Raw genomic sequence first — 12371 nt, forward strand, 5'->3', positions numbered from 1 at the left:
TGCTTCGCCACCAGAATGCGCAACGCATCAGGTCCCGCACGCTCAGCTAGATCTGACGTTTAATCATGCGGCCGAGACCCGCTTCGCGAATAGGTCGCCGGCGAACCTGCACGCCGCCTTGTGCATTGAGCTTACTTCTTGCGACACAGGCTCAGCCTCCGCACAAGCTTCCACTGAAAGGGGACACCGCGTCCTGAAGAAACAGCCGGAGGGCGGATTCGTCGGACTTGGGATTTCGCCCGTGATCAACGGAGGGTTGCGCCGACGTTCGGTGGCAGGATCAGCCTCGGGGACAGACGCGAGAAGGAGTTGGGTGTAGGGATGGCTCGGATTCCGGTAGACCTCTTCCGAGCTACCGCTTTCCACCACCTTGCCGAGATACATCACGTAGACCCGGCTCGCCGCCTGCCGGACAAGCGCGAGGTCATGCGCGATGAAGAGGCAGGACACGCCGAGCTTCTCTCTGAGGTCGAGGAATAGGTTCATGACCTGCGCCCGTATAGACAAGTCTAGCGCGCTGACCGGTTCGTCGCAGATTAAAACCCGCGGCTCTACGGCCAGCGAGCGCGCGATCGCGATGCGTTGCCTCTGGCCGCCTGAGAGTTCACGGGTGAATCTGTCCCGGACCGTCGTCGCCAGACCGACTTGGTTGAGGAGCTCAGCGATCCTCCCCTCGCGTTCCGTTTGCGAACGCAAACCTGCAATTATGAGGGCTTCGTTTATGGCTTCGCCCACAGTTTGGCGATCATTCAGCGATGCATAGGGGTCCTGGAACACGTACTGAACTGCCCGACGCGCTTCCCGCAGACGGCGTCCACTCAAGGAGCCGAGGTCGATGCCATCAAAAACGACACGTCCGGATTGGGGTTTTTCCAAGCCGACGATCGAACGGCCGAGCGTGGACTTGCCGCAGCCAGACTCCCCCACCAAGCCGACGATCTCGCCTTGATTGAGGTGGATTGAGACGTCGTTTACCGCTTTGATCGTTTGGCCACGTTTGGCGCTTGGAAAGCTGGTGACCAGATGCTCGACTTCGAGTACCGCGCTCATTATGCGCACTCCTTCGCCCGAATATTCAGAACGGGACAGGCGGCTGACACACCCGGAACTGCCGTCGGCAAGAACGGCGGTCGCCGCTCGCCGCAGGCATCCACAGCGTATCCGCAGCGGGGCATGAAAGCGCACCCTGTGATCGGCGCGCCAAGGATGGGCGGAACGCCCGGCAATCCACGGAAACGCGATCCGATTGCGTCCTGTTTCCTCGGAATTGCGTCGATGAGGCCCATCGTATAGGGATGCTGCGGCTGGGAGAGTACACGCTCGGTCGGTCCGGTTTCGACGTGGCGCCCCGCGTACATCACCATTACGCGGTCGGCCGAGCCCGCCACGACACCCATGTCATGCGTGATCAAGATCATGGCCATGTCCATTCTGGACTGGATTTCCTTCAGCAGTCGGAGGATTTGCGCCTGGACCGTCACGTCGAGCGCGGTGGTCGGCTCGTCGGCTACGAGAAGTGTCGGCTCGGCGGCAATGGCGATTGCGATCATGACACGCTGTCGGAGACCGCCCGAAAGCTCATGGGGATACTGCTTGAGGCGTATTTCGGGGTCGGACATCCCGACCATCTTGATAAGTTCAAGCGCCCGGGTTTCCGCAGCTCTTGCGGTCATGCCGAGGTGAAGCTCGGCTACTTCGGCTATCTGCCGTCCGACCCGGCGGGCGGGATTGAGCGCGCTCATCGGGTCCTGGAAAATGAAGCCAATGGATTTTCCGCGCAGGCTGCGAAGCGTTTCATTGTCCGATCCGACGAGCTGGCGGCTGTCGAACAAAATGGTGCCCGATATATCCGCCTGGACGCCCACGGGCATCAGGCCGAGAGGCGCAAAGCAGGTGACCGTTTTGCCGCTACCGCTTTCTCCCACAATCGCGAGGGTCTCTCGGCGGCTCAGTTCATAGGCTACTCCGTCGACTGGGCGGACCACGGTATGCGCCGTCAGCAGGTCTATGGTCAGATCTTTGACGCGGAGTATCGGTTCAGAACTCATGGCCGTGCCTCCTTGGCCCAGAATGCGGTTACCCGGCGGCGGGCCGCGAGCATCCGGGAGGTCAGCGGCTTCGGAACTCTGTTGAGGGCGACCGCTTCACCGAGGATGTTGAATCCGATGACAGCTAAAGTCAGGGTCAGTCCCGGCAGGATGACCTGGCGCGGATCGGACTCGAGATATGGAAGCGCGTCGACCAACATCTGTCCCCATTCAGGCGTCGGCGGCTGGATGCCCAGCCCGAGGAAGCTCAACGTTGCGATTGCGAGCGCGACTGCTCCGGCGTCGGCCGTGGCATATACGAGCACCGCCCCGATCGTCGTGGGAAGAAGATGGACAAAGTAAATGCGAACGGGACTTGCGCCCAATACTCTTAGGGCCTCCATGTGGGGCTTGTTCATGGTGTTGACAGCCACGGCCCGGCTAATGCGGGCGCTACCCGGCCACCAGGCGAGCGCGAGCGCGAGGATCATGTTCCAGTAGCTGACTCCGGCAATGCCGATCACCGCAAGTGAGACGATGAGGCTGGGGATTGCCTGGCCGACGTCAACGATGCGCATCAGCAGTTCGTCCGTCCAGCCCCGCCGGTATCCGGCAATCGTGCCGATGGCGATGCCGATGGCGTGCGCGCACACAAGGACGAGACAGACTCCGACCAGCGACGTCCGAGCCGCCACAATCAACCTGCTCAATGTATCGCGCCCGAGATGGTCGACTCCGAAGGGATGGGCGAGCGTCGGGCCCTGGCCAGCGATCAGCAGGTCTTGCGCATTGGGATCATGTGGCGCGATGTAGGGTGCGAGCAGTCCCAACAGAACGAACGCGCCGATAGTAAATACCGCCGAGCGCGGGAAGGCGCCAATGGCCTTCAGGAGTGGTCTGACTGGCTGCATGTTCAGCTCCTTTGAAGTCTAAGGCGCGGATCGGTCAGCGTAATGCAGATGTCGACCACGACGTTCAGGATGATGAAGAACGTGATGAAGACCAGAAGGCAGGCCTGCACGACCATGAAGTCGCGGAATCTCACCCCGGTCAGGAAGAGGTCGCCGATGCCCTGCCAAGCGAACAGAGGTTCGACAACGACCGCGCCCACGACCATCGTCCCGATCTGCGTTCCCAAGGCGTTCAAGTACGTCGGCGCGATGTTCGGGATCGCGTCGCGAACCAGAATACTCGTCCTTGACAGTCCTTTGCTCATGGCCGTTAGGACATAGGGTTTGGCCATCGCCTCCTCGAAGCCAACTCGGACGACGCGGCTCAGAACTGCTGCGGGAAGAAATCCCAGAGTGAGCCATGGAAGCACCCAACTGACGGGTCCGGCAAACCCGAAGGTCGGAAAGACGTGCCACGTGACCGAAAAGGCGTAGACCAGCAGTGCTCCGACGAAGAAGGACGGAGTCGAAGCGCCCAGAAGAGCGCTCCCTCGGGTGACCACGTCTGGCGCCCTATGTGCCCAGAGCGCGCCTACGAAGCCGACGAACAGGCTCAGCAAGAAAGCCACGACCGCTCCGCCCGCAACGAGGGTGGCGGTCGCGGCAAGGCGGCTCTTGAGGGACGCGCCGACCGCCTCGCCCGTCTTGTAGGAAATGCCGAAGTCGCCGTGGATCGCTCCGTTCAGCCAGAAGCCGTAGCGTTCGAGAAGCGGCTTGTTGAGCCCCAATTCCTCCTCGACCTTGGCGATATCGGCTTTGGTGGCCGTCGGCGTCCGCAGCTCGGCGATGAGTATCGCCACGTTGCCCGGAGCGGATACCACGAGCGCGAAGCATAGAACGGACGCCAGAAACAGCAACAAGACTGCGTTGCGGGCCCTTTTAGCGATGAAGGCGAACACGGCCGTATCCTACTCCGCCAGTGTGATATTCTCGTAGGGCATGTCGTACTCGGTCGCGGGGCTCTGGAAGCCCTTCACCCGAGCGGCATGCGCCCATATGCCCGGAACGAAGAGCAGCGGCGCGATGGCGTCGTTGTCGTGCAGCCAGTCATAGACCTTCTGTAGAGCTGCTTCCATCTCGCCTTCGGGCGCGGACATCGCGGCGAGCACCAACGGATCGAGGTGCTCGGGGTCGATGAAGAGCTTGCCGTCCACGCCGTTGTCATAGGTGGATAGGAACAGGCCCACCACAGTCCCGAAAGGTTCGTATGGCGCGCCGAACGTCTGGAAGAAAGCGAGATCGAACTTGCGCTCCGGAATGTCGCTGTGCCGCGACGCATGATCCACCGAGCGGATCGTGAGCGTGACGCCAATCTCCTGGAGCTCGGACTGGATCACTTCCGCGACGGATCGGGACCCCGGTACTTGCTCCTCGCTAACGACCAGTTCAATGGCAAGGTCCTTGCCGTCCTTCTGCCTGACAGGCCCCCCGACCCAGCCTGCCTCCTCGAGCAGCGACTTTGCGGTCTCGGTATCCCGCCTAGGCACATCGAAGCGCTTCCCCGAATACGGAACGGTTTCGGAGAACAGGTTGCCAGTGGAGGTCGCCAGACCGCGGTAAAGCACTTGCGAGATCGCAGCCCGGTCGATGCCGAGGTTGATCGCCTTGCGGACTTTCGGGTCCCTCAGCGCTTCGACGCGGGAAGTGTTGAAGGCCATAATCATTGTGGTGGTGCCGGGATCGATGACGACGTCGATGCCCGCTCCCTTCAGCGTCTCTGCTTCCGTTGCGGTCAAAGGCGACACAAACGCTCCGCCGATCAGATCCACGTCGCCCGCGCGCAACGCTGCCATGCGGCCGCGCGAGTCCGGAAGGACTTTTACCTCAAGATATTTGAAAGAGGGTTTGTCACCCCAGTAGGCGTCGAAGCGCTCGAAGGCACTGCCCTCATTCCCGGCAGTCGCTTGATGCCACGGTCCCGTGCCGACGGGTGCCTTATAGCTACCGTCCCCAGAGACCGACTTGGGGCTGAGGAGCCTGACTGGCCGGACGTAAGCGAACTCCTGGAGCAGGCCGAGGACCGGTTCCTTGAACCGGACGTTGACGTGATCGTCGTCGACGATGTCCGTTCCGGCGTAAAGCCGGGACGAATTCATCCAGTTGTTCGCTTCGAGTCCGATCCACCTCTTCAGGTTCCATTCCACCGCCGCGGCGTCGAACGGAGTGCCGTCGTGGAAAGTCACGCCCTTGCGCAACGTGAGCTTAAGCAGCCTGCCCCCGTCTTCGACCGACCATTCGGTCGCCAGCCCTGGCTCGATCTTACCGTCATGGCCGTATTTAACCAGCGGCTCGAAAACGAGGTCCTGAACGCCCCACAGGCCGGTGTATTTGTGAGGATTGATATCCCCGGCGGGCTTGGCGATCGCGATGCGAAGCGTGTCCTTAACCTCTGATGCCGCAACGATTGACGGCAGGATGGAGGATAGCGCCGAAACTCCCAGCAGTTTTGAGACGCCCGCCAGGAAGGAGCGCCTGTCTATTCGCATGAATTCGTTGTTGTTGTTCATTGTCATTCCCCTTTTTGTGTTCACTCACAGCATTGATTGCCGGATGTTTTCTTTGCCGAACCGCTCGTCGTCGATCCGTGCTTGGATTTGGGCCAACATTTTCTCGAGATCGGCCATGAGATCGTCGTGCGATTCCAACCCCACGCTGAACCGCAGAAGGAGGTCCTGCCCACTCCAGGTCGTCGCGGAGCGGTTGCTCTTCACGGGCATGGGGGCAACGAGGCTGCGTGTCCCACCCCACGAGGCGCCGATGGCGAACGTCTCTAGCGTATTGAGCGCCTCCGGCACGTGCAGCAGTGCTTCGGGAACCAATTCCACGCTGAACACTCCGCTCGCGCCGAGGAAGTCGCGCTTCCAGAATTCGTGCCCGGGACAAGACGGCAGGGCGGGGTAGAGCACACGCTCGACGGCTGGGTGGCCGCGGAACCAGTTGATCATCGCCGTCGCGCCGTCGTGCGCGTGTTTCATTCGCACGCCAAGAGTCTCCATGCCCCGCAACACCAAAGAGGCGTCGTCGGGGGAAACGCCGATCCCGGCGCGCCCCATAGTCGCCTTGAGCGCGTTGAAAAGCTGCTCGGAAGCCACCGTGATCGATCCCATCAGCACGTCGGAATGGCCCGAGATATATTTGGTGAGCGCTTCGGTCACGATGTCGGCCCCATGTACGAGGGGCTTGAAGTTAAGAGGGGTCGCCCAGGTGTTGTCGAATCCGACGAGCGCGCCGTGCCGATGCGCGATCTCGGCAATCCGCGGCAGATCCTGGACTTCCATGGTCGTCGAACCGGGGGACTCGCACCACACCAGTTTCGTGTTCCCGTTGATCCGACGTTCGAGCCCCTCGGGCGAAGTGGGATCGTAGTACTCCGCTCGGACGCCAAACTTTGCCAGATCGGTGTTCACAAAATCACGGACCGGGGGATAGGCCGTGTCCGCCACCAGTACCTTGTCTCCGGCATTGAGGACGGCGAGCATTGCGATTGCGTTTGCGGCCTGGCCCGATGGCGCGAGAAGCGTCCGGTGACCCTGCTCGAGCTGAGTGATCTTTTGCTCCAGTGTACGCGTCGTCGGGGTGCCGTAGAGGCCGTAGGAATAGCCGTCAGGCCCTCGCTGGCCGCGAGTGGCGTAGGCTGCGGCATCCGCGAATACGATCGTCGAAGCCCGATGGACGGCTGCACCCAGAGCCTCGAAGCCGTCTGTTTTGACTTTGGGGGTCACAACGCATTGGGTGAGATCGTTCATGCTTGCTCCTCATGTGTTGGAGACAGTTACAGCATGACAAAACCTATTCCGTCCAATATCAAGATCGGGATGTGCTATTCTCTCAGGTTATAGGTGCGCCATGAATCTTCGCCAGATCGAGGTCTTCCACGCCGTGATGACGATTGGAACCGCCTCACGCGCCGCGGAGATACTACGCATCTCACAACCTGCGGTGAGCAAGGCCGTCCAAGAACTGGAGCGCGACATCGGTTTCGCGCTCTTCCACCGCATCAAAGGACGGATGTCGCCGACGGCAGAAGGCAACCTGTTTTTCAGGGAAGTGGAGACCTCATTCTCCGGCCTCATCCATTTGAAAGGGGCCGCGGCGCGGATTCGCGACTTCGGTTCGGGGGAAATCCGGATCGCAAGTCTCTCCGCATTAAGTACGAATGTAATGCCAAAGGCATTAAAGGCATTTCAACACCGTCACCCTGACGTTGCGATCACCTTTCAGGCAAGGCTATCCTCGGAAGTCAAAGAACTCGTCGCCTCCGGCCAGTTCGACGTCGGCCTGGCGGCGGACGAGATCGATCTTGCGGGCGTCGAAGCCCACCCATTCCGGAACTACCGGGTCGCGATCGCCATGCCCAAGGGCCATCCGCTAGAGGAGAGGGAAGTGATCCGTCCCGCCGATCTCCATGGGCAGGCCTTCATCGCGTTGGCTCCGGAGGACACTACGAGACGGGAAGCAGAGGCCATCTTCGCTGATCACGGCATCAAGCCCAAAGTGGTTCTAGAAACCCCCTATTCCACCACCATCTGCTCGATGGTCAATGCGGGGCTTGGATGCGGAATGGTCAATCCTTTAACTGCCCTTCCCTATCTCAACGGAAACCTCAGCCTCCGTCCATTTCTCCCGGGAATCTCCTTCCGAACCCTTCTGTTGTTGCCACCCAACCGACGTCCATCGAGAGTAGTTAGCGACTTTATCGAGCAGCTGATGCGTATCGCATTGGAAATTGATGGGGCTGTCCAAACTTGACTTCACTTTCGTGAACGTCGGCTTCTGGGCCCCATGCCGTCACCCGCCAGGCCGCAATTAGGATAGCGCGCCTCGCTCAGCCGCAGCAGCGAAATTGGAACTGGGAGTTCGATGAGTGTGGGGAAGGCGGCAGCGCTCTCCCGGTACCATCACTGCAGCGCTAGGCGCTGTTCCTGGTTTACGATTTGGCAGGTTGAGAAGCTCCGCCAGCGCACCGCGAACTTTCAGCTCAACCTGTCCCCTACCCTCCGTCGGAATGATCTCGATCCCCGTGACCAGTGAGCGGATGATCCTCGCCGCCTCGTGCCGCTCACACTCGTCGGATTGCAACGCGTCCTGGAGCTCGGATACTTGCCGACGGTAAACCGTTACCGCAGCCGGATGAAACTCCACAATGCTTTCCGCGGCCGCCATCGCCTGAAGCTCTCGGGCTAGAGTCTCCTTTTCGCGCTCGAGGTCCAGTAGCTTCGATTTCATGCTGGTCGTCGCGACACCTTCAGCGATGGCATCGACGATGTTAGCGATCTGCCTGTCGATGCCGGCATGCCGCCTTTCGACTTCCCTTTGCCGCTCGCGGTTCATGGCGTTCAGTCGCTTATGCTCAGCATGATATTCAGCAAGGAAGCCCGCAATGGCATCTGGCGCCAGCAAGCGCCGCTGGATGCCTTCCAGCACACGCTTCTCAAGCTCGCCAACACGGATCGTTCTGTTATTGGTACAAGTGCCTTTCTCACGGTGCGCGGCACAAGCAAGCTGGTTCCTGTTCTTCACCGTATAGGAAGCGCCACAGCAGCCGCACCGCACGAGCCCCGAGAACATGTGCTTCGGCCGTCGGCGGTGATGGAGTTTCATGCCTCCATAAAGCTTCTTGCGGGCTTGCACTGCATCCCATAGCTCATCGTCGATGATACGCAGATGCGGCACTTCAACGACCTGCCAGGTTTCCGGCAGATTCGGCCGCGAGATGCGCTTCCCAGTCTCGGGATCCTTGCGCATTTGAAGACGATTGAAGACGAGCAGCCCGATATAGGCTTCGTTGTAGAGAAAGCCGCTTCTCCGCTTGAGATTGCCATTGATGGTCGAGGCGCCCCACGCACCCCCAAAGGGTGATGGGATACCTTCCCTGTTGAGGCCTGCAGCTATCGTACCCGCCGATTGACCAGCCGCGAATTCCCGAAAAATCCGACGCACGACCTCGGCTTGATCCTCATCGATCTCGCGCAGACCGCGGATCGGTTCGCCGCGTTCATCGAGTTTTTTGACCACGCGATAGCCGTAGGAGAGGCCGCCGGCGTTGTAGCCGTTCAATATGCGGCCGCTTTGGCCCCGCCTGATCTTGGCGGCTAGGTCGCGTAGGAACAACGCGTTCATCGTTCCTTTCAGGCCCACGTGCAGTTCGTCCACGGCGCCCTCAGAGAGAGTGACGATCTTGACACCGGCAAAGCGCAGCCGCTTGAAGAGGCCGGCAACGTCTTCCTGGTCGCGTGACAAGCGATCGAGTGCCTCGGTTAGAACGATCTCAAATTGCCCGCTTTGAGCATCGGCGGGAAGCCGCTGGATGTCTGGTCGACGGATGATGCTTGAGCCGGATAGGGCGGCATCGGCATAGGTTCCAACGACAGTCCACTTCTCCCTGGCCGCGAGCTCTCGGCAAAGCCGCAGCTGATCCTCGATAGAGGCTTCGCGCTGGTTGTCGGATGAGTAACGAGCATACAGCGCGACACGGGTCATGGACCGCTCCTATGCCTCTGTTGCTAATGTCCGCCGCCGCCATCCCCACCCTCCCCTTCTGACGGTGCTTTCTCAGGAGGATGAACTTTGTTGTCGTTGGCCGCCGGCAATTCCTCGAAATGCTCCCGAGCAACCCGCCGACCCAACAAACGGGCGATCGACAGGACGGCTCGTTCAGCCATGTCTGGTGCCGACGTGTCAGCACTGTAATCATGGCTTGCGCTGTCGTTCCCAGGTTTGGCCTCGTCCACCATGGCATGCTCGCTCTTCTGTGTAGATCAAGGGCATTGAGCGGCGTGATGATCGGCAAGACAAGTTCAGTTGCAGCGCGGTCCGTACGGTGGCGTGCAAATACTTGCGCGCTGCGATTTGGGAATTCCGAAACCAAGCCAAATTGTCAAAGCTTGAGCCTATTGCAATATCGCACGCGATATCCAATATGCTTGCATGAGACTGCTTCTCGATACGGCGACCATGGTGGCGGCGATCCGAAGTGACGCTGGAGCCTCGCGCCAACTGTTGGTGGCGGCTTTGGAACGCCGGCTGACGCTCATCGCTTCGGTGACGTTGATGATCGAGTACCAGGCGGTCATGACAAGGCCCGAGCACCTTGAGGCTTCCGGCCTGTCGGCTGAGGATGTGAACGCGTTGCTAGATGCCGTGGCGGCCGTCGCCGAGCCCGTTCGCCTTGTCTTCCTCTGGCGACCCGCCGTTCGCGACCCGGACGACGACATGGTGCTGGAAGCGGCGGTCAACGGACGGGCGGATGCTATAGTGACGTTCAACCTACGCGACTTCGGCAAGGTGGCCGAGCGCTTCGGTATCATGGTCCTGTCGCCTGGTGAGGCGCTGAGACGATTGGAGAGAAAGACATGAGGAGAAGCAATTTCGCACTGCGGCTTCAGCTCTCGCTTCTCGATGAAGCGCGCAAGGTGGCGGAGAGCGAAGGCGTGCCGCTCAATCAGTTCATCAATGTGGCAGTCGCCGAGAAGCTTTCGGCGCTGCGCACGGAAAGCTACTTTCAGGAACGCGCTGCCCGTGCCGACATCCCCAAGGCGCTGGACATCCTGAAGCGGGCCGGCAAAGGGAAGGTGCCGATCAAGGGCGACGAACTGCCGGAGTAGTGCACCCTGAGGGTTGGAGCGGCATCGCTCGTGCCGGAGGCTTGCCTGCGTCCAAAGCGTCCGCCGGGCCGAAAACTGCCGGTCAAGGCTGGCGCGGCACGCGCCACCGCGAAGCGGCTCTGGCCTTGACGGGCTGGCTTCGGTCCGGCTTCGTCTCGACTAGCGGGCAGTTCTCTTGCCGGACATAATCTCCCCATCTATCGGGAAGAGTCTGGACGAGCCTTGCCGGACGCTGCTTCCGCCACGGCATTGGGCGAACCCGCTTGAAGATGGGCGAATACCCGAAACCAGAATCGATACTCCTGTGTCCGCCCGTCGCAACGCGCCGACACGGCGCCCCAGGCGATTGCGGTTGCGGCTGTCTTTCCCCACAGGGCTGTCGCTGCCTCTGCAGCTTCAGGCCACGGTCCATTTGTGCACGGCGGCATCGCGGTTGAAGGCATCCAGCAGATCGGGATCGCTCACCGCCGGATGGTGAGATGCCGCAAGAGTGCTCTGTGCTGGCAATTCCTGGCGGTTGAAGGGTGACGTGAGGCAGACGCTTCGCGCAAGTTGAGGGGTTCTCGGCTGAAGCCGGAAGTTGGGTTGGATGGGCTTCATAGCTCGCCTCCTTCTTCGTCTTTCAGGCGCGGAAACAGCAGCCAGCCCGCCGCTTGCCGAGCTTGCGACGCTGCTCGCCGCGAATGAACTGTTCCGGCATCGTCTGCTCGGCGATGAGCACCAGATCGCTGAGCGCCGAGCGGATTTGCGGCCAAGGGAACACGGAGCATTCCTCCCAGGCTTCGCCCTCGCGCAACACGGCATCGAGCTTGCCCGCCACACCGGCGAGAGTCGTAGCGGGGGTCGTTGAGAACGCTTCCAGCAGATCCTGTGCCCGGTCGCCAGCCTCGCACTCGGCCTTGAGCGCGGGGTGTAACCAGCCTCCTCGGCAGCTGCATCCCAGCGAGCCTGAAGCGGCCGGGATCGAATTCATTCCAGAGAACGGTGGCGGCGCTGGTGTTCGCTTGTCACAGCGTTCCGCTGGCGCATGACAATCGGCTTTTTTGAGCCGCCGCACATTTGCGGCTAGCGGCCCAAATGGGCGCTTCAGCGCCAACAGGCGAACCAACACGTACGTCCGCAATGGGCCTGATCCCGGACCTTCGCACCGAGCTCTCGCATGTCCGCTCGCGTGCTGGGTACCCTAGCAGCGGACGGTCTGCTCGGCCCCATTTCTGCCGCCTCGGACCGCGTGGGTAGTGGGAGAAATACGGCCCGATTCCATTCATCCGCTCCCGGCTGTCGCAAAAGTTATATAGCGCAAACGATGACATAGGGGTTCTCAGTTTCATCCTGTCGGGCGCAGCATTGCCGCAGTTCGCTTGCCGACAACTATTCCTGCTGGAATTGACAGGGCCAATCTTCAGGCCTCGTCAAGCCAGAAGGCAACTCGGTCCGGGCGTCTCCGCAAGCCATGTTGAGCTGCCACTGGGACAGACCCACCGAATTGGAAAGGTCGACGCCCTCGATACGGGTCAGAAAGAAAAAGGCGCGGTCAAAGTCTATCGGCGCGGTGAACGTCGCTCCCCGGAAGTCCGCCCGTGCGAGATTGGCAAACGAGAAGCGGCTGCCGCTGATATCGGCGTCATGGAACTGCGCACGCCCCAATTCTGCCTTTGTGAAATCAACATTGGTCAGATTGGCGTCCTGGAAATTCGAGCGCTGTATTTCCGCGCTCGCAAACACAGCGCCCTGCGCGTCCATACGGCTGAAGTCGGTCCTGTAGGCCTCGATTCTGTCGAACCGGGCGC

15 protein-coding genes are annotated in these 12371 nt (G+C 60.8%); 3 read left to right on the forward strand and 12 right to left on the reverse strand.

All coding sequences use genetic code 11. The features are described 5' to 3' along the window. Positions 1–63: 63 nt before the first annotated feature. Genes NKI24_RS32860 through NKI24_RS32885 form a run of 6 tightly spaced genes read right to left on the reverse strand, consistent with a single transcriptional unit; the run spans position 64 to position 6723 of the window. Positions 64–1050 (reverse strand): ABC transporter ATP-binding protein, encoded by a 987-nt coding sequence (locus NKI24_RS32860; RefSeq protein ID WP_352453304.1) that lies wholly within the window; start codon positions 1048–1050, stop codon positions 64–66. Then, a complete protein-coding gene (locus NKI24_RS32865; protein WP_352453305.1) occupies positions 1050–2048 on the reverse strand; it encodes an ABC transporter ATP-binding protein in 999 nt (332 codons plus the stop codon). The genes NKI24_RS32860 and NKI24_RS32865 overlap by 1 nt, the downstream gene beginning before the upstream one ends. Continuing rightward, positions 2045–2938, reverse strand: a complete 894-nt coding sequence (locus tag NKI24_RS32870) for an ABC transporter permease (RefSeq protein ID WP_023680719.1) — start codon at positions 2936–2938, stop codon at positions 2045–2047. Before NKI24_RS32870 ends, NKI24_RS32865 begins: the two co-directional genes overlap by 4 nt. Positions 2939–2940: 2 nt before the next feature. Continuing rightward, positions 2941–3876, reverse strand: a complete 936-nt coding sequence (locus NKI24_RS32875) for an ABC transporter permease (protein WP_352466286.1) — start codon at positions 3874–3876, stop codon at positions 2941–2943. A 9-nt stretch (positions 3877–3885) separates the two neighbouring features. Further along, positions 3886–5484: an ABC transporter substrate-binding protein gene (locus tag NKI24_RS32880; RefSeq protein WP_245274882.1), complete on the reverse strand. Its 1599-nt coding sequence runs from the start codon at positions 5482–5484 to the stop codon at positions 3886–3888. A 24-nt stretch (positions 5485–5508) separates the two neighbouring features. Then, positions 5509–6723 carry a trans-sulfuration enzyme family protein gene (locus tag NKI24_RS32885; protein ID WP_352466284.1) on the reverse strand — a complete coding sequence of 405 codons (1215 nt, stop codon included), beginning with the start codon at positions 6721–6723 and terminating at the stop codon, positions 5509–5511. A 100-nt stretch (positions 6724–6823) separates the two neighbouring features. On the opposite strand from NKI24_RS32885, the gene NKI24_RS32890 reads away from it, so the two are divergent. Beyond that, on the forward strand, positions 6824–7726 hold the full coding sequence (locus tag NKI24_RS32890) for a LysR substrate-binding domain-containing protein (protein WP_352466283.1): 903 nt from the start codon (positions 6824–6826) through the stop codon (positions 7724–7726). A gap of 57 nt (positions 7727–7783) precedes the next feature. Here the strand turns inward: NKI24_RS32890 and NKI24_RS32895 are convergent, their stop codons facing one another. Together NKI24_RS32895 and NKI24_RS32900 are read right to left on the reverse strand one after the other, a co-directional pair. Further along, complete coding sequence (locus NKI24_RS32895) at positions 7784–9457, reverse strand: recombinase family protein (protein WP_352750421.1); 1674 nt, start codon at positions 9455–9457, stop codon at positions 7784–7786. A 23-nt stretch (positions 9458–9480) separates the two neighbouring features. Further along, complete coding sequence (locus NKI24_RS32900; protein WP_352466281.1) at positions 9481–9711, reverse strand: hypothetical protein; 231 nt, start codon at positions 9709–9711, stop codon at positions 9481–9483. Between the two features lie 193 nt (positions 9712–9904). On the opposite strand from NKI24_RS32900, the gene NKI24_RS32905 reads away from it, so the two are divergent. Then, on the forward strand, positions 9905–10333 hold the full coding sequence (locus tag NKI24_RS32905; protein ID WP_352453315.1) for a putative toxin-antitoxin system toxin component, PIN family: 429 nt from the start codon (positions 9905–9907) through the stop codon (positions 10331–10333). Further along, complete coding sequence (locus NKI24_RS32910) at positions 10330–10581, forward strand: toxin-antitoxin system HicB family antitoxin (protein WP_352466280.1); 252 nt, start codon at positions 10330–10332, stop codon at positions 10579–10581. The genes NKI24_RS32905 and NKI24_RS32910 overlap by 4 nt, the downstream gene beginning before the upstream one ends. A gap of 197 nt (positions 10582–10778) precedes the next feature. On the opposite strand, the gene NKI24_RS36075 is transcribed toward NKI24_RS32910, so the two are convergent. The 4 genes from NKI24_RS36075 to NKI24_RS32925 all read right to left on the reverse strand — a co-directional run. Further along, positions 10779–11024: a Y4oE-related protein gene (locus NKI24_RS36075; RefSeq protein WP_502898602.1), complete on the reverse strand. Its 246-nt coding sequence runs from the start codon at positions 11022–11024 to the stop codon at positions 10779–10781. Beyond that, the gene (locus tag NKI24_RS32915) at positions 10978–11181 is read right to left on the reverse strand and encodes a hypothetical protein (protein WP_352453311.1); all 204 of its coding nucleotides are present in this window, start codon (positions 11179–11181) and stop codon (positions 10978–10980) included. Before NKI24_RS32915 ends, NKI24_RS36075 begins: the two co-directional genes overlap by 47 nt. Before the next feature lie 22 nt (positions 11182–11203). Beyond that, the gene (locus NKI24_RS32920; RefSeq protein ID WP_352750422.1) at positions 11204–11554 is read right to left on the reverse strand and encodes a hypothetical protein; all 351 of its coding nucleotides are present in this window, start codon (positions 11552–11554) and stop codon (positions 11204–11206) included. A gap of 398 nt (positions 11555–11952) precedes the next feature. Then, the coding region (locus NKI24_RS32925; protein ID WP_352750423.1) for a pentapeptide repeat-containing protein at positions 11953–12371 on the reverse strand (419 nt) is incomplete at its 5' end.

Source organism: Mesorhizobium sp. M0701, from assembly GCF_040320365.1.
Classification (GTDB): domain Bacteria; phylum Pseudomonadota; class Alphaproteobacteria; order Rhizobiales; family Rhizobiaceae; genus Mesorhizobium.